Below are 16531 nucleotides of genomic sequence, written 5' to 3'. Positions count from 1 at the left end.
CGTCGCACCCGGCGGCGGGGGCGGCGCCGCCGCCCGCCGCGGGCGGGGTGCACCACGCGGCGACGATGCTCGCCGGTCCTGGGCCGGTGGGTCCGGGCGCGCCGCAGCCGCCCGGTCCGCCGATGGGCGCCCCGGCCGGGCACACCCCGCCGCCGGCCGCGTACGGCTATCCGCAGGCGCCGCCGACCGGTCAGCCGACCGTCGGCCCGGGCTACCAGGCCGTGCTGCGCTTCCGGGCGCCGGACGGCAGCGAGCAGCAGCTGATCCGCCGCTCCGCGCCGGGTACGCCGCACCCGGAGTGGCAGATGCTGCACGAGCTGCGGGCGATGAACGTGCCGCCGCAGCAGGTCATCGAGCTGCACACGGAGCTGGAGTCGTGTGAGCTGCCGGGTGGTTACTGCGCGCGGATGATCCGGGAGACCTGGCCGCAGGTGCGGATCACGTCCGTCGCCCCGTACGGCACCGATCACGCGAGCCGGCAGCAGGGCATGCAGCATCTGCTGACGCATCAGGGCGAGTTGCACCAGGTGGCGGACGGCCCGGCGCGGCCGGCCCCGGTGCGCGCGCCGCTGCCGCAGATGCAGCCCGCGCCGCCGGTGCCGCCGGAGGCGATCGCGGAGGAGATGCTGCACACGTTCGGCCCGCAGGGTGTGCTGCGCTTCGACCAGCGCGCGGTCTCCCGCCAGGGCGTGCCGGAGATCGTGGCGCGGACGCTGGTGTGGGCGGGGCTGCCCGCCGACTTCGGGCCGTTCTTCTGGGCGCAGCCGGGTCAGCCGGTGGTGCCGACCCTGGCGGAGCTGGCCGTGCAGCGGCAGGTGCAGCCGGCGTCGGACGCGGGCTCTTACCTGGTGATGGGTTCGGACTTCGGCCGGGCGATCTGTGTGCAGTACGGGACGGCGCACATCGTGGCGGTGCCGGTGGAGGCGGGTCCGGGCGGCGCGCCGGTGCCGCCGCAGTTCGTGAACACCGGGCTGCCGGAGTTCACCCGTTGCATGGCGTTGCTGGGCCGGATGTGGCGGCTGCGCTACGGCCTGAATCCGGAGCAGGCGGGCCGCTGGACGGTGGACTTCCAGGCGCAGCTGGTCGCGCTGGACGCGGCGGCGCTGGCGTCGCCGGAGAGCTGGTGGTCGGTGCTCCTGGAGCAGATGTGGGACGGGCTGATCTGACCGTTCCGTACCGCGGGCGTGGTGCCCGGTCCCCTTGCCGGGGGCCGGGCACCACGCCTTCGCCGTCTGTGATGCCGGTCGCTTCCGTCCGGAAAGCACCTCATCGATTCAGACTTCCGGACCAATTGCCGCATCCTTGACGTATTGCTCGATGGTCCGTTCCCGGGGTCGGGAAGATCGGAAAGAGGCGTCAAGGATGAGTTCTGCACCGGTGTCCGCGCACGGCTTCACCGGCGTACGGGGTCGTGGGTACCGCCCGGAGCAGGTGGACCGTGCGGTGGCCGCGCTGTCGGCGGAGCGGGACGAGGCCGTGGCGGGGATGGCGCGGCTGACGGAGCTGGCGGAGCGGCTGGCGGCGGAGTCGGCCCGGCTGGACGAGGTCGTCGCCCGGCTGGCCCCGCAGGACTACGCGTCGCTGGGGGAGCGGGCGCAGCGGATTCTGGCGCTGGCGGAGGAGGAGGCCCAGTCGGTGCGGGGCGCCGCCCAGGAGGAGGCGCAGGCGCTGCGGGACGAGGCGGACGCGGCGGCGCGGGCCCTGCGGGACGAGGCGCGTGCGGACGCGCAGGCGGTGCGGGCGGACGCGGTGGGCCGGGCCGACGAGGTGGTGGCCGCTGCGGAGGGAGCGGCCGGGGAGGCGCTGGAGGCGGCCCGTGCCGAGGCGGCCGGGCTGCGCGAGGAGGCGGAGGCCGCGATGGCGGCGACCCGCAGTCGTACGGCGAGTGTGCTGGCGCACCAGGAGCAGGAGCACACCGAGCGGCGGGCGGCGGCGGAGGGCGAGCTAGCGGACGCGCTGGCGGCGCAGGAGGCGGCCCACGCCGAGCTCCTGGAGCGGGCTCAGGCCGGGCTCGACGAGGCGCGGCGGGCCCGTGCGGAGGCGGAGGAGGCCGCGCGGCACGGCCAGGAGGACGCCGAGGCGCGGGCGGCGGAGCTGATCGCCGGGGCGCGGATGCGTGAGGAGCGGGTGGTGCGGGAGACCGAGCGGATTCTGCGGGAGCACGAGGAGGGCCGCGAGGAGGTCCAGGCGCACATGGCGCACGTACGCAGTTCGCTCGCGGCGCTCACCGGGCGGGTCTCCCCGGGGCAGGACTGACCGCCTCCGTCCCCCGGGGCCGGGCGCGGGTCAAGGGCGGGGCCAGGGGCGCTTGGAGAGTTCCTCGATGCTGGTGTTGAAGCGCTTGAGGTAGCCGGCGAAGGCGGCGATGTCGTCGTCCGGCCAGTCGTGCATGACCTGGTCCAGGGAGCGCACGACGCGTTCGCGTTCCGCGTCGAGGAGCTGCGCGCCCTCGTCGGTGATGCGGAACTTGCGGGCCATGCCGCCGGCGGGGTCGGGGATGCGTTCGGCGAGGCCGGCCCGGGTCACGGCGGCGGTCTGGCGGTTGAGGGTGGAGGCGTCGAGACCGAAGGCGTCGCTCAGTTCGCCGTTGGACATGGGGCCCTGTACGCGCAGGCGGCTCAGCAGGATGTACGCGCTCCGGTCCATGAGGGCGTACTTGTGGCGGCCGCCCCGGTGGTCGGCGAGGCTGTGGCGGCCGAGCAGCATCTGCTCGTACTCCACCTGTTCTGTGGGCCTGGGCATGTCTGCGGCCTCCTGCTTCTGCGCCGGGATCGGTGGAACGTCGGGTTCCGGACGGCGGTTCATTCTCGCATGGAGTGTGTATGGGACACATGATGTGTATGACGCACTCAGCATGTACGATGCACGTCGCTGTCCCGGTAGGCGGGACCTCGACCTCCCAAGGAGTCCCACCTCATGGATGCCCCCCAGCCGCCGGCGCGGACCGGCGGTGTCGTCGCCACGCTGGCCTTCGCCGGCACCGTGGCAGCGATCATGCAGACCCTGGTCACGCCGCTCATCGCGGAACTGCCCAAGCTCCTGGACACCACGTCCTCCAACGCGGCCTGGGTGATCACCGTCACCCTGCTGGTCTCCGCGGTGTGCGTGCCGGTCTCCGGCCGGCTGGGCGACCTGCTGGGCAAGCGCCGGATGCTGCTCGCCTGCTCGGTCCCGCTGATCATCGGCTCGGTGGTCTGCGCGCTCTCCTCCACCGTGGTCCCCATGATCGTCGGGCGCGGCCTCCAGGGCATGGGGATGGGCATGGTGCCGCTCGGCATCGCCCTGCTGCGTGACGTGGTGCCGCCGGAGAAGATGAGCTCGTCCATCGCCCTGGTCAGCGCCTCCCTGGGCATCGGCGGCGCCCTCGGCCTGCCGATCGCCTCGGCGGTCGCCCAGTACGCGAACTGGCGGGTGCTGTTCTGGGGCTCGGCCGTGCTGGCCCTCGTCATCTTCTCGCTGGTCTGGTTCCTGATCCCGGACGTCCCGGCCGCCGCCAAGGGCCAGCGCTTCGACGTGCCCGGCGCCCTCGGCCTGGCCGTCGGCCTGGTCTGCCTGCTCCTCGCCGTCTCCAAGGGCGCGGACTGGGGCTGGGCCTCCACGACGACCATCGGCCTGTTCGCCGCCGCCGTCGTGGTGCTCGTCGCCTGGGGCTTCTGGGAGCTGCGCACCACCGACCCGCTGGTCGACCTGCGCACCACCGCCCGCCCCCGGGTGCTCATCACCAACCTCGCGTCGCTCTTCGTGGGCTTCGGCATGTACGCCGGGATGCTGATCGCGCCCCAGCTGCTCCAGTTCCCCGAGGCGACCGGCTACGGGCTCGGCCAGTCGATGCTCCAGGCCGGTCTGTGGATGGCCCCCGGCGGCATCATGATGATGATCGTCTCCCCGCTCGGCGGGAAGCTCACCGACGCCCGCGGTCCGAAGTTCACGCTGATCAGCGGCGTCCTGGTCATCGCCGCCGCCTACGGCCTCGGCATCCTGCTGATGGGCTCCGCCTGGGGCCTGATGCTCTTCCTCATGGTCAGCAGCAGCGGCGTCGGCCTCGCCTACGGTGCGATGCCCGCCCTCATCATGAGCGCGGTCCCGGCCTCCGAGACCGCCGCCGCCAACGGCTTCAACACCCTCATGCGCGCCCTCGGCACCTCGATCGGCGCCGCCGTGATCGGCGCGGTCCTCGCCCAGATGACCACCGAGGCGGGCGGCTTCACCTTCACCTCCGAGGCCGGATTCCGCATGGGCCTGATCTTCGGCTGCGGTGTCGCCCTGGTCGCGGTCGCGATCTCGGCGTTCATCCCGGCGGTACGCGGCTCCGTCACCGGCGAGAAGGCCGAAGCGGCCCCCTCGCCCGAGGTGGCCACGGCCAGGAGCTGACCCGGTCCCTACCCGGCCGCTGCCCGGCGCCGGCCTCCGCGGAGGCCGGCGCCGGGCAGTTCGCGTTCCGGTCCGGTGAAGGCGCCTGCCTGGCTACCGGACGCACTGATCGGCCGTGGAAGCAGTGGTCCGCGTGCCGGGGCGCTACCGAACCGGTGAACGCGGTTCCGGGCGGCGGGCGGCAGGGGCGTCTGCGTCAGGCGCGCGGGTCCGTGGGGTGCGAGCCGCTGGTGGGGCCGGCGGCCGGGCCGGTGCCGCGGGTGCGCGGGACGTTGTTCTCCTTCTTCTTGCGCGGGATCAGGCCGGCCAGACCCAGGAGGCCGACGAGGCCCCACAGGCCCCAGCCGCCGCTGCTGTCGTCCTTGTCGTCGGTCATCTTGGGCTCGTTGGTCGGGGTGGGCGCGGCAACGACGGAGACGTGCGCCTGCGCGGTGCCGGTCTGGGCGAGGGCGGGAGCGGCGGGGGCCAGGAGGAGCGCGGCGGTGAGGCTGAGAGTGGCTGCGGTGTGTCGCATGTCTTCTGTTCCTTTTCTTCTCTGTGGTCTGCCGGATTCCGGGTGACGTGCCGGTGGCACGGGCCCCTGCGTGTCGCCGCGGTCGTCGGGGCCCGGTCGGCGTCGTGTCCGGCGCGCAGGTGCCTGCGCCTCTTCATCTCCCTGCATCCGGTCCGCACCCGCAACCGCACATCGCCCGTCCGGCCCCCCGGGCAGCGATGAGAGGCGGTAATCTCGCCGCGGCCGGGACCGGCCATGCAGGTGAAGGCCGGGGGGCCTGACCCCGCCGCTCCCTCCCCGACGCGGCCCGGGCAGGGGCGCCCCCCCACCCCGTATCCGCGGTCTCCTCACCGCATCGAGGCCGCGCCGGGCCGTCCGGTCAGGCCGTACGGGCGCGCCGGGCCGTCCGGTCAGGTCCTACGGGCGCGCCAGGCCGTGGCGGTGCGCCCACTCGCTGATGGCCGATGCCAGCTCCTCGGGGCGGTCCTCCGGGGTGTGGTGGCCGGCCGGGCCGTGCCGGGAGACCTCCAGGCCCGCGATGTTCACCTCGCACCAGGCCACCGCTCCCCGGTCTGTCATCGCGCCGGGCCCCGGCTCGAACGCGGCCAGGAGCTTGGGGACCTCCGGGCCGGCTGCCAGCCAGGCGTCGTACCGCTCGATACGGGCCACCACGTCGGCGGGCTCGCCGTCCAGCGGCATCATGCGCGTCCACGCCAGGACGGGCCGGCGGCTGTCCGGGGTGGGGAAGGGGCGCCGGTAGGCGTCGAGGTCGGCGGGGGCGAGCGGGGTGGCCAGGGTGTCCTGGAGCCCCTCGATGAACAGCGAATCCTCCAGGACCATCTTCTCGCCCACCCCCGGGGTGCGTAGCAGCGTGAACAACTCCCGTCCGGCAGGCGGGAATTCGTCGCCGTACAGCGGCTTCACGATCGTCTCGGTGAAGGCGATCGCGCGCACGCTGCCCGGGAGGCGCGCGGCGCGGTCGAAGGCGAGCGCGCCGCCCCAGTCGTGGCCGACGAGGACGGCCTCGGTCAGGCCGAGCGCGTCGAACCAGGCGTCGAGGTAGCGGGCGTGGTCGTCGAAGGTGTGGGCGAGGTCGGGCCGGCCGGAGTCGCCCATGCCGATGAGATCGGGGGCCAGCAGGCGCCGGCCGGGCGCGGCCACGCCGGGCAGGACGTTGCGCCACAGGTAGGAGGAGGTCGGATTGCCGTGGAGGAAGACGAACGGCAGACCGTCGCTGTCGCCGGACTCGCGGTAGTGCACGGTGGAGCCGAGGACGGGAACGGTGGGCATGGCGGGGTCACGTCGCTTTCCGGAGGAGAAGGGGTGAGGGGGTGGTGCGGGCTCAGACGTTGAGGCTCAGGACCCGGTCGACGGCGATCTCGATGACCGCCAGGTCCGGCGGGGCGGGCGGGGCCGCCCCGTAGCGGGCGGTGTAGCGGCGCACCGCCTCCTTCAGGCGTACGGGATCGCCTTCCACCGAGGCCCGGCCTTCGAGGGTGATCCAGCGGAAGCCGTCCGCCTGGCAGAGCGCGACCCGGGCCGCCGGGCCGCCCGCCGACACGTTGCGCGCCTTGCGGGCACCGGCCCTCGTGGCCACCCGGGCCAGGCCCGTGGACGCGTCGAAGGTGAAGCGGACGGGAGCCACGTGCGGGGTGCCGTCCGGACGCAGTGTGGTGAGGGTGGCCGTACGGGGCAGAGCGAGGAAGCCGCGGGCTGCGGCTGTCAGTTGAGGGTGGTCCGGGCTCACTTCTTCTTCACGCCCTTCCGGATGAGCTTGGCGGTGTTCGGCTGCACGGCGGTGGTGGAACGCCCTTGACTGTGCGCAGTACGCGACGCAGGCTCAACGCCGATGAATAACGCCCAGGCCGCTTCCGCCCGGCCCCGGGGCCGTCCCCGGGGCAATCCGCCGATCCGGGAATCGGTCGTCGTGGCGGCGCGTGCGCTGTTCCTGGAGCGCGGCTACCGGGCCACGACGCTGCGCGCCGTGGCCGGTGCGGCGGGCGTGGACGCCGCCCTGATCTCGTATCACTTCGGTTCGAAGAAGGGCCTGTTCGCCGAGGTGATGCAGTTCCAGTGCGCCGGCGCACTGACGGTGGACGAAGTGCTGAGCGGTGATCCGGCCACCCTGCCCGCGCGGCTGATCGACGCGGTCACGGGCCTGTGGGAGGACGCCGACTTCCGCCGGCTCACCGCCCGGGGCGATACGGCCGCCGAGGTGATCCGCGAGTACCTGGAACAGGAGCTGCTGGGGCGGCTCGCTGAATTTCTCGGCGGCCGGGACGCGACCGCCCGCGCCACCGCCGTGGTGACCGTCCTCGGCGGGATCATCTACACCCGCTACCTCAACCCGCTCCCCACCCCCTCCGCCCTCACCCCGGCCGAAACCCGCGCCGCCCTCACCCCGGCCCTGCGCGCGGCGTTGGCCCCCAGGGCGGGGCGCCGGTAGCGGGGACCCGCACCGCTGGCGCCCCAGCCCAGGGGTGTGGGCCCCTGGGTGCAGTCCCTGAGACACCCGCCCGCCCAGGGGTCCAGCCCCCTAGGGGTAGCTCCTCACTCCGGGCCAGGGGTCGTTCGTCCCGCCGGAGGACGTGCCCGCACGACTCCGTTCCGTAGCGTGTTTGTCGTACCGCAGACGTACCGCAGACGTACCGCAGACGTACCGCAGACGGGCTGACCGCAGGGGGCGGGGTGGGGAAAACCCCACCGCAAGACTGCGCTGGGCACCAGCGCGGCGGACCCCCTCCAGCCAGCAGACTCGCAGCAGACGGCGACGAACCGTCGCCGACCGACATAGGAGATAAACCGTGACAACGGCTGTAACCATTCCCAGGCACGGGGGCACTGGAGGGCGTACGGCCGTGGCTGCGCGGGCGCGGCAGGTCGTCAAGGCGTACGGGACGGGCGAGACCCGGGTCGTCGCGCTGGACCACGTCGACGTGGACATCGCCCGTGGGCGGTTCACGGCGATCATGGGCCCGTCCGGCTCCGGCAAGTCGACGCTGATGCACTGCCTGGCCGGTCTGGACACCGTGACGTCCGGTCAGATCCACCTGGCCGAGACCGAGATCACCGGCCTCAAGGACAAGAAGCTCACCCAACTGCGGCGCGACCGCATCGGGTTCATCTTCCAGGCGTTCAACCTCCTGCCGACGCTCAACGCGCTGGAGAACATCACGCTGCCGATGGACATCGCGGGCCGCAAGCCCGACGCCGGGTGGCTGAACCAGGTCGTGGAGACCGTGGGCCTGGCCGGCCGGCTCAAGCACCGCCCGACCCAGCTGTCCGGCGGGCAGCAGCAGCGCGTCGCGGTGGCACGGGCCCTGGCCGCCCAGCCGGAGATCATCTTCGGGGACGAGCCGACCGGGAACCTGGACTCGCGGGCCGGCGCCGAGGTGCTGACGTTCCTGCGCAAGTCCGTGGACGAGCTGGGCCAGACCATCGTCATGGTCACCCACGACCCGGTCGCCGCCTCCTATGCGGACCGGGTGCTCTACCTCGCGGACGGGCGCATCGTGGACGAGATGCACAACCCCACCGCCGACCAGGTGCTGGACCGCATGAAGGACTTCGACGCGCGCGGGCGGACGTCATGACCGTGTGGAAGACCTCGATGCGCAACTTCTTCGCGCACAAGGGACGCATGGCGCTCTCCGCCGTCGCCGTCCTGCTGTCGGTGGCGTTCGTCTGCGGAACCCTCGTCTTCACCGACACGATGAACACCACGTTCGACAAGCTCTTCGCCGCGACCTCGGCCGACGTCACCGTCAGCCCGAAGAAGGCCAAGGTCGACGACATCCCCGAGAACGGCAAGCCGGAGTCGCTGCCCGCCTCCGTCATCGCCCGGATCGAGAAGGCCGACGGGGTGAAGAAGGCCGAGGGCGGTGTCTCCAGCTCGGCCGTCACCGTCGTGGACAGCCACAACGAGAACATGGGCTCCGAGACCGGCGCCCCGACCATCGCCGGCAACTGGACGCAGAACGACCTGCGGTCCATGGAGATCACCTCCGGCCACGCCCCGCGCGGCCCGACCGAGGTCATGGTCGACGCCGACACCGCCGACAAGCACCACCTCGAGATCGGTGACGAGCTGCGCACCATCGCGGCCACCGGCGACATCAAGGGGAAGATCACCGGCATCGTCGCCTTCAAGGTGACCAACCCGGGCGCGGCCATCGTCTACCTCGACACGGCCACCGCCCAGCGGCAGCTGCTCGGCAGCCCCGACGTCTTCTCGCACGTCTCCGTCACCGCCGGCCCCGGCGTCAGCGACCTCCAGCTGAAGCAGAACGTGGCCAAGGCGCTCGACGGCTCCGCCGCGTACAAGCTGCAGACCCAGAAGGAGGCGGCCGACGCCGACAAGGACTCCATGGGGTCGTTCCTCGACGTCATGAAGTACGCGATGCTCGGCTTCGCCGGGATCGCCTTCCTCGTCGGCATCTTCCTGATCGTCAACACCTTCTCCATGCTGGTCGCCCAGCGCACCCGTGAGATCGGCCTGATGCGGGCCATCGGCTCCAGCCGCGAGCAGGTCAACCGGTCGGTGCTGCTGGAGGCGGTGCTCCTGGGCATCGTCGGATCGATCCTCGGCGTCGGCGCCGGGGTCGGGCTCGCCGTCGGCCTGATGAAGGTCATGGGCGCCATCGGCATGGAGCTGTCCACCGGGGACCTCACCCTCTCCTGGACGACCCCCGTGGTCGGCCTCGCGCTCGGCATCATCGTCACCGTCCTCGCCGCCTACATCCCCGCCCGCCGGGCCGGCAAGGTCTCGCCCATGGCCGCCCTGCGCGACGCCGGGACCCCGGCCGACGCCAAGTCCGGCTGGATCAGGGCCGGGATCGGACTGGTCGTCACCGGCGCCGGCTTCGCGGCCCTGTGGTGGACGACGCAGGTCGACAAGGCGAGCGACGGCTCCGCCTTCCTCGGGCTCGGCGTGGTTCTCAGCCTCATCGGCTTCATCATCATCGGCCCGCTGCTCGCCGGGGTCGTCGTACGGGCGCTGAGCGCCGTACTCCTGCGGTTCTTCGGCCCGGTCGGCCGCCTCGCCGAGCGCAACGCGCTGCGCAACCCGCGCCGCACCGGCGCGACCGGCGCGGCCCTGATGATCGGCCTGGCCCTGGTGGCCTGCCTGTCCGTGGTCGGCTCCTCCATGGTCGCCTCGGCCACCGACGAGCTGGACAAGTCGGTCGGCGCGGACTTCATCGTGCAGTCGGCCAACGGCCAGCTCATCGTCCCGCAGGCCGCCGAGGCCCTGGCCGCCGCTCCCGGCATCGACCACCTCACGCACTACAAGGTCCTCTCCGCCTCGCTCACCGGCCCCGACGGCAAGAAGAAGGACGAGCACGTCACGGCGGCCGACCCGACGTACCAGCAGGACGTACGGCGCGAGGTCCTCTCCGGTGACCTGGCCAAGGCGTACGGCGAGGACGCCATGTCGGTCGGCAGCGACTACGCCGAAGCGCACCACATCGAGGTCGGGGACACGATCACCGTCGCGTTCAAGTCGGGCGGCCGGGCGAAGCTGAAGGTCGCCGCGATCACCTCGGACGACACGAGCCTCGACCAGGGCGCGATGTACATGAGCATCGCGACCGCCCAGCGGCACGTCTCGGCCGACGAGATGCCCCAGAACATGATGATGTTCGCCAAGGCGAAGGACGGCGAGGAGAAGGCGGCCTACGCCGCGCTCAAGAGCGCGATCGTGAAGTACCCGCAGTACAAGGTGCAGAACCAGGCCGACTTCAAGCAGGACCTGAAGGACCAGATCGGCCAGCTCCTGAACGTCGTGTACGGCCTGCTCGCCCTGGCGATCATCGTCGCGGTCCTCGGAGTGGTGAACACCCTGGCCCTCTCGGTCGTCGAGCGGACCCGCGAGATCGGCCTGATGCGCGCCATCGGCCTCTCCCGCCGCCAGCTGCGCCGGATGATCCGGCTGGAGTCCGTGGTCATCGCCCTGTTCGGCGCCCTGCTCGGCCTCGGCCTGGGCATGGGCTGGGGCACCTCGGCCCAGAAGCTGCTGGCCCTGGAGGGCCTGGGGGTCCTGGAGATCCCGTGGCCGACCATCATCACGGTGTTCGTCGCCTCCGCCTTCGTCGGCCTGTTCGCCGCTCTGGTCCCGGCCTTCCGGGCCGGCCGGATGAACGTGCTGAACGCGATCGCCACGGACGGGTGAGGCGGGCGCCCGCAGACTGACGAATCCGGCCCCGGGACGTTCCTCCGAACGCCCCGGGGCCGGATCGCGTGTGCGCGGCCGGGGCGTGCGGGGCCCCTGTCGCGCAAGCGGCTGTCGGTCCGGAGTCGTACGCTTGGAACCCCGGCTCGTGCTACGCGTCGGGCCCTTCGCGTTGCCCCCGGGGCAGCGCGCCCTGGCGGCAGCCGGCTGTCAGAGCCCACTCTCCTCACCCGGACGGAAGCCCTTCATGAGCCTGCACGGTCTGCTGGATGTCGTCGTACGTGATCCGGCGCTCGACGAAGCGGTGAAGGCCGCCGGTGACGGCCACCGGATGCACATCGACCTGGTGGGCCCACCGGCCGCGCGGCCCTTCGCCGTGGCGGCGCTGGCCCGGGACACCGGCCGGACCGTGCTCGCCGTCACCGCGACCGGCCGGGAGGCGGAGGACCTGGCGGCCGCCCTGCGCACCATGCTGCCGCCGGACACGATCGCGGAGTTCCCGTCCTGGGAGACCCTGCCGCACGAGCGGCTGTCGCCCCGCTCCGACACCGTGGGCCGCCGGCTGGCCGTGCTGCGGCGCCTGGCGCACCCGCGTACGGACGACCCGGAGACCGGGCCGGTCTCGGTCGTCGTCGCGCCGATCCGTTCCGTGCTCCAGCCGCAGGTCAAGGGGCTCGCCGACCTGGAGCCGGTGGCGCTGCGGACCGGACAGAGCGCCGATCTCGGCGAGATCGTCCAGGCGCTGGCGGCAGCTGCCTACGCCCGCGTGGAACTGGTCGAGAAGCGCGGCGAGTTCGCGGTGCGCGGCGGCATCCTGGACGTTTTCCCGCCGACCGAGGAGCACCCGCTGCGGGTGGAGTTCTGGGGCGACGACGTCGAGGAGATCCGCTACTTCAAGATCGCCGACCAGCGGTCCCTGGAGGTCGCCGAGCACGGTCTGTGGGCGCCGCCCTGCCGCGAGCTGCTGCTGACCGACCAGGTGCGCGAGCGGGCCGCCGCGCTCGCCGAGGCCCACCCCGAGCTGGGGGAACTCCTCGACAAGATCGCCCAGGGCATCGCGGTCGAGGGCATGGAGTCCCTGGCCCCGGTCCTCGTGGACGACATGGAGCTGCTGCTCGACGTGCTGCCCAAGGGCGCGATGGCGGTGGTGTGCGACCCGGAGCGGGTCCGGACCCGGGCCGCGGACCTGGTCGCCACCAGTCAGGAGTTCCTGCAGGCGTCCTGGGCGGCGTCGGCGGGCGGCGGGGAGGCCCCGATCGACGTCGGCGCGGCCTCGCTGCGGGGCATCGCGGACGTCCGCGAGCGGGCCCGTGAGCTGGACATGATGTGGTGGTCGATCTCCCCGTTCGCCGCCGACGCGGAGCTGGACGCGGACACGCTGTCGCTCGGTATGCAGGCCCCGGAGGCGTACCGGGGCGACACCGCGCGCGCCTTCGCCGACACCAAGGGCCGGCTGGCCGACGGCTGGCGCACGGTGTACGTCACCGAGGGCCAGGGGCTCGCCTCCCGTACCGTCGAGATGCTGGGCGGCGAGGGGATCGCGGCCCGCCTCGACCCGGACCTGGGGGAGATCTCCCCGTCCGTCGTGCACGTCTCCTGCGGGGCCATCGACCACGGCTTCGTCCACCCCGGCCTGAAGCTCTCCGTCCTCACCGAGACGGACCTCACCGGGCAGCGCACCGCCACCAAGGACCTGGGCCGGATGCCGGTCCGGCGCCGCAAGACCATCGACCCGCTGACGCTGGAGGCGGGCGACTACATCGTCCACGAGCAGCACGGCGTGGGCCGCTACATCGAGATGGTGCAGCGCACGGTCCAGGGCGCCACCCGCGAGTACCTGCTCGTCGAGTACGCCCCCGCCAAGCGCGGCCAGCCCGGCGACCGGCTGTACATCCCGACCGACCAGCTGGAGCAGGTCACCAAGTACGTCGGCGGCGAGGCCCCGACCCTGCACCGGCTCGGCGGCGCGGACTGGACCAAGACGAAGGCGCGCGCCAAGAAGGCCGTCAAGGAGATCGCCGCCGACCTGATCAAGCTGTACTCGGCCCGGATGGCGGCCCCCGGCCACACCTTCGGCCCGGACACCCCCTGGCAGCGCGAACTGGAGGACGCCTTCCCGTACGCGGAGACGCCCGACCAGCTCACGACGATCGCCGAGGTCAAGGAGGACATGGAGAAGTCGGTCCCCATGGACCGGCTGATCTGCGGCGACGTCGGCTACGGCAAGACGGAGATCGCGGTCCGGGCGGCGTTCAAGGCGGTCCAGGACGGCAAGCAGGTCGCCGTCCTCGTCCCCACCACGCTCCTGGTCCAGCAGCACTACGGCACGTTCACCGAGCGCTATTCCCAGTTCCCCGTCAACGTACGCGCGCTGAGCCGCTTCCAGTCGGAGTCCGAGTCCAAGGCGACCCTCGAAGGGCTCCGGGAGGGCTCGGTCGACCTGGTCATCGGCACCCACCGCCTCTTCTCGTCCGAGACGAAGTTCAAGGACCTGGGCCTGGTCATCGTGGACGAGGAGCAGCGCTTCGGCGTCGAGCACAAGGAGCAGCTGAAGAAGCTCCGCGCCAACGTGGACGTCCTGACCATGTCCGCGACGCCCATCCCCCGTACGCTCGAAATGGCGGTGACCGGCATCCGCGAGATGTCGACCATCACCACCCCGCCGGAGGAGCGCCACCCGGTCCTCACGTTCGTCGGCCCGTACGAGGAGAAGCAGATCGGCGCCGCCATCCGGCGCGAGCTGCTGCGCGAGGGCCAGGCGTTCTACATCCACAACCGGGTCGAGTCGATCGACCGGGCCGCCGCCCGCCTCCGCGAGATCGTCCCGGAGGCCCGTATCGCCACGGCACACGGCCAGATGTCCGAACAGGCCCTGGAGCAGGTGGTGGTGGACTTCTGGGAGAAGAAGTTCGACGTACTGGTCTCCACGACGATCGTGGAATCCGGCATCGACATCTCCAACGCCAACACCCTGATCGTGGAGCGCGGCGACAACTTCGGCCTCTCCCAGCTCCACCAGCTGCGCGGCCGCGTGGGCCGTGGCCGCGACCGTGGCTACGCCTACTTCCTCTACCCCCCGGAGAAGCCCCTGACGGAGACCGCCCACGAGCGCCTGGCCACGATCGCCCAGCACACCGAGATGGGCGCGGGCATGTACGTGGCCATGAAGGACCTGGAGATCCGCGGCGCGGGCAACCTCCTGGGCGGCGAGCAGTCCGGCCACATCGCGGGCGTCGGCTTCGACCTGTACGTACGCATGGTGGGCGAGGCGGTCGCCGACTACCGGGCGTCCCTGGAGGGCGGCGTGGAGGAGGAGCCGCCGCTGGAGGTCAAGATCGAGCTCCCGGTCGATGCGCACGTCCCGCACGACTACGCCCCCGGCGAGCGCCTGCGCCTCCAGGCGTACCGGGCCATCGCCTCGGCGACCTCGGAGGACGACATCAAGGCGGTCCGCGAGGAGCTGACCGACCGCTACGGCAAGCTCCCGGAGCCGGTCGAGAACCTGCTCCTGGTGGCCGGCCTGCGCATGCTGGCCCGCGCCTGCGGGGTCGGCGACATCGTGCTCCAGGGGCCGAACATCCGGTTCGCGCCGGTGGAGCTGCGCGAGTCGCAGGAGCTGCGGCTGAAGCGGCTGTACCCGAAGACGGTGATCAAGCCCGCCCTGCACCAGATCCTGGTCCCGCGTCCGACGACGGGGAAGATCGGCGGCAAGCCGGTGGTGGGGCGCGAACTGCTGGCGTGGACGGGGGAGTTCCTGACGACGATTCTGGGGTCGTGAGGGCCCTACGGCGATCAGTCCCGGCCGCTGGCCCGAAGGCGCGGCCGGGACGGGTGCGGCAGTTCGCCGCAGCAAGCGCCGGAGGTGCGGCCGGGGCGTGTCGAGGGTGTCGCGCATACGCCCTCCGGGGCCACGTCGGGGCCACCCATGGCGTCACCGGTCACGGAAGTGCTGCCGTGGTGGGCGCGGTCTTGAAGATCAGCCACACGGTCTTGCCGACGACGTGGTCATCGACTCCGGAGTCGTCGGCGAGTTCCCGGACGAGGTGCAAGCCGCGTCCTGAACAGGCGTCTGCGGTGGCCTGCTGGACGTATGGGTGACCCGGCCCGCTGTCGCGGACCTCCATCCGCACCTGGTCCTCGGCCCGGTGGAGGACGACGCTGAACTCCCGTCCGGGCGGCACGCCGTGCAGCAATGCGTTGGTGGCGAGTTCCGACACGCACAGCCTTATGTCCTCGATCAAGGTGTGGAGCCGCCACTCGGTGAGGACGCCGGTGACGAATTCGCGTGAGGCGCCGACAGAGGTGCGCCTGCGGGTGAAGCGTCGTTGCTGCACCAGGGACACGGTGGTTCACCGCCTTGCTTGCGGGTTGTAACGTGGCGATGACCTTACTGCTATTCATGAAAAGCGGCAAGGTGCTCCTGGGCGGGGATGCAACTGGGCCTCCCGCCCGGGCATGAGGCACGCTGGGTGTCGTGTCGGTGGGAGCTGCGAAGGAGAGAGACATGGGCGGTAATGAATGGGTCAGCACGTCGACGCCCTACCTCGCCGCGTCCTTCGGCGCTCCGGGCGACACCTGGGCGGCCGAGGCTGCTGCCGAGGGGCGGCGGGGGAGTCAGCGCATCGTCCAGGCGGGCGAGGTGGAGGCCCCGGAAGCGGTCGCGGAGCTGCTCGGGGTGGCGGCTGGCGGGAGCGTCGTCGCCCGGCGCAGGATCATGTACCTCGACGGCAAGCCCTGCGAGTTGACGGACACGTACTACCCGCTGGGCATCGCGGGCGGCACCGGCCTCGCCGGTACGGCCAAGATCCCTGGCGGGGCGGTCAGGCTTCTGGCGGAGCTGGGCCACGTCGGCGTGCGCGTACGGGAAGAGGTGACCGCGCGGCGGGCGACCGGGCCCGAGGCCGAGCAGCTGGGGGTGGCGGAGGGGGAGCCCGTCCTGCAGCTGACGAGGCTCACGCTGGACGCGGCAAGCCGGCCCATACAGGTCGACGTCATGGCCATGCCCCCGCGACGCCAGAAGCTGCGCTACGAGATCAGGATCGGATGACCGTGCCCAAACCCGAAGCCGACGCCGCCGACCGCCGTTCGCTGCACGAGCGGATCGCGGCGGATCTCAGGGATCAGATCATGGGCGGAGACCTTGCGCCCGGTACGAACCTGCCCTCCACCGCTCACCTCAAGGAACGGTTCGACGCCTCGAACGCAACGATCCAGAAGGCGGTGCAGCTACTCAAGGGCGAGGAGCTGGTGATCGGCAAGGCTGGGGCCTCGGTGACCGTCCGCGAGCATCGCCAGCGCACCGTCCGCCCGGCGTCGTCCATGGCCCCTGCGGGTGCGGGGGAACCGTACCGCTGGCTGACCGAAACCGCTAAGCCTTGATCCGCCGAATCGATGCCTGTGGATAACTTTTCTTGGAACGAGAAAGTGCCTTGTGGCCTGCGATGATGGGAGTTCTTCAGGCTTCCAGCACGCACGATCAGCAAGGCACTTCCGAGATG

At 72.0% G+C, this 16531-nt stretch carries 12 protein-coding genes and 2 pseudogenes; 9 read left to right on the top strand and 5 right to left on the bottom strand.

Going from position 1 to position 16531, the window contains the following annotated elements:
- Both E6R18_RS33140 and E6R18_RS33135 read left to right on the top strand, forming a co-directional pair.
- On the top strand, positions 1-1166 hold a 1166-nt coding region (locus E6R18_RS33140; protein WP_240799937.1), incomplete at its 5' end, for an SUKH-4 family immunity protein.
- A 196-nt stretch (positions 1167-1362) separates the two neighbouring features.
- A complete protein-coding gene (locus E6R18_RS33135; protein WP_206308495.1) occupies positions 1363-2256 on the top strand; it encodes a cellulose-binding protein in 894 nt (297 codons plus the stop codon).
- A gap of 30 nt (positions 2257-2286) precedes the next feature.
- Here E6R18_RS33135 and E6R18_RS33130 read toward each other — a convergent pair whose 3' ends face one another.
- Positions 2287-2742, bottom strand: a complete 456-nt coding sequence (locus E6R18_RS33130) for a MarR family transcriptional regulator (RefSeq protein ID WP_136320572.1) — start codon at positions 2740-2742, stop codon at positions 2287-2289.
- 174 nt (positions 2743-2916) lie between these two features.
- Between E6R18_RS33130 and E6R18_RS33125 the strand changes: the two genes are divergently transcribed.
- Positions 2917-4371, top strand: coding sequence for an MFS transporter (locus E6R18_RS33125; RefSeq protein WP_136320571.1), 1455 nt, complete (start codon positions 2917-2919; stop codon positions 4369-4371).
- Between the two features lie 196 nt (positions 4372-4567).
- Here the strand turns inward: E6R18_RS33125 and E6R18_RS33120 are convergent, their stop codons facing one another.
- The 3 genes and pseudogenes from E6R18_RS33120 to E6R18_RS33110 form a co-directional block, all read right to left on the bottom strand.
- Complete coding sequence (locus tag E6R18_RS33120) at positions 4568-4885, bottom strand: WGxxGxxG family protein (RefSeq protein WP_136320570.1); 318 nt, start codon at positions 4883-4885, stop codon at positions 4568-4570.
- 396 nt (positions 4886-5281) lie between these two features.
- Positions 5282-6157: pseudogene (locus tag E6R18_RS33115) on the bottom strand (haloalkane dehalogenase); the annotation flags it as partial.
- Positions 6158-6206: 49 nt separating this feature from the next.
- On the bottom strand, positions 6207-6611 hold the full coding sequence (locus tag E6R18_RS33110) for a pyridoxamine 5'-phosphate oxidase family protein (RefSeq protein WP_136320568.1): 405 nt from the start codon (positions 6609-6611) through the stop codon (positions 6207-6209).
- Between the two features lie 102 nt (positions 6612-6713).
- Here E6R18_RS33110 and E6R18_RS33105 point away from each other — a divergent pair, with 102 nt between their 5' ends.
- The 4 genes from E6R18_RS33105 to mfd all read left to right on the top strand — a co-directional run bounded on the left by E6R18_RS33105 (position 6714) and on the right by mfd (position 14811).
- A complete protein-coding gene (locus E6R18_RS33105) occupies positions 6714-7310 on the top strand; it encodes a TetR/AcrR family transcriptional regulator (RefSeq protein ID WP_136320567.1) in 597 nt (198 codons plus the stop codon).
- Positions 7311-7668: 358 nt separating this feature from the next.
- Complete coding sequence (locus E6R18_RS33100) at positions 7669-8457, top strand: ABC transporter ATP-binding protein (RefSeq protein WP_136320566.1); 789 nt, start codon at positions 7669-7671, stop codon at positions 8455-8457.
- Complete coding sequence (locus tag E6R18_RS33095; protein WP_136320565.1) at positions 8454-11033, top strand: ABC transporter permease; 2580 nt, start codon at positions 8454-8456, stop codon at positions 11031-11033. The genes E6R18_RS33100 and E6R18_RS33095 overlap by 4 nt, the downstream gene beginning before the upstream one ends.
- Positions 11034-11280: 247 nt before the next feature.
- Positions 11281-14811: a transcription-repair coupling factor gene (gene mfd, locus E6R18_RS33090; RefSeq protein ID WP_136320564.1), complete on the top strand. Its 3531-nt coding sequence runs from the start codon at positions 11281-11283 to the stop codon at positions 14809-14811.
- A gap of 160 nt (positions 14812-14971) precedes the next feature.
- Here the strand turns inward: mfd and E6R18_RS33085 are convergent, their stop codons facing one another.
- Positions 14972-15376 (bottom strand): ATP-binding protein, encoded by a 405-nt coding sequence (locus tag E6R18_RS33085; protein ID WP_136320563.1) that lies wholly within the window; start codon positions 15374-15376, stop codon positions 14972-14974.
- 161 nt (positions 15377-15537) lie between these two features.
- On the opposite strand from E6R18_RS33085, the gene E6R18_RS33080 reads away from it, so the two are divergent.
- Together E6R18_RS33080 and E6R18_RS33075 are read left to right on the top strand one after the other, a co-directional pair.
- Positions 15538-16080: a UTRA domain-containing protein gene (locus tag E6R18_RS33080; protein ID WP_136320562.1), complete on the top strand. Its 543-nt coding sequence runs from the start codon at positions 15538-15540 to the stop codon at positions 16078-16080.
- Positions 16077-16403 (top strand): annotated as a pseudogene (locus E6R18_RS33075) (GntR family transcriptional regulator); the annotation flags it as partial. The gene E6R18_RS33080 and the pseudogene E6R18_RS33075, both read left to right, overlap by 4 nt.
- Positions 16404-16531 lie beyond the last annotated feature (128 nt).

It is taken from the genome of Streptomyces sp. A1277 (genome assembly GCF_004795015.1).
Lineage (GTDB): Bacteria > Actinomycetota > Actinomycetes > Streptomycetales > Streptomycetaceae > Streptomyces.
Note: the sequence above shows the minus strand (reverse complement) of the source record. Positions and strands in the feature narration are given on the sequence as shown.

What these genes read in the sequence shown, in the direction of transcription:
- mfd (WP_136320564.1), top strand. Translation starts at nt 11,281, where the DNA reads ATGAGCCTGCACGGTCTGCTGGATGTCGTCGTACGTGATCCGGCGCTC.
- E6R18_RS33135 (WP_206308495.1), top strand. Translation starts at nt 1,363, where the DNA reads ATGAGTTCTGCACCGGTGTCCGCGCACGGCTTCACCGGCGTACGGGGT.
- E6R18_RS33120 (WP_136320570.1), bottom strand. Translation starts at nt 4,885, where the DNA reads ATGCGACACACCGCAGCCACTCTCAGCCTCACCGCCGCGCTCCTCCTG.
- E6R18_RS33130 (WP_136320572.1), bottom strand. Translation starts at nt 2,742, where the DNA reads ATGCCCAGGCCCACAGAACAGGTGGAGTACGAGCAGATGCTGCTCGGC.
- E6R18_RS33095 (WP_136320565.1), top strand. Translation starts at nt 8,454, where the DNA reads ATGACCGTGTGGAAGACCTCGATGCGCAACTTCTTCGCGCACAAGGGA.
- E6R18_RS33080 (WP_136320562.1), top strand. Translation starts at nt 15,538, where the DNA reads ATGGGCGGTAATGAATGGGTCAGCACGTCGACGCCCTACCTCGCCGCG.
- E6R18_RS33125 (WP_136320571.1), top strand. Translation starts at nt 2,917, where the DNA reads ATGGATGCCCCCCAGCCGCCGGCGCGGACCGGCGGTGTCGTCGCCACG.
- E6R18_RS33105 (WP_136320567.1), top strand. Translation starts at nt 6,714, where the DNA reads ATGAATAACGCCCAGGCCGCTTCCGCCCGGCCCCGGGGCCGTCCCCGG.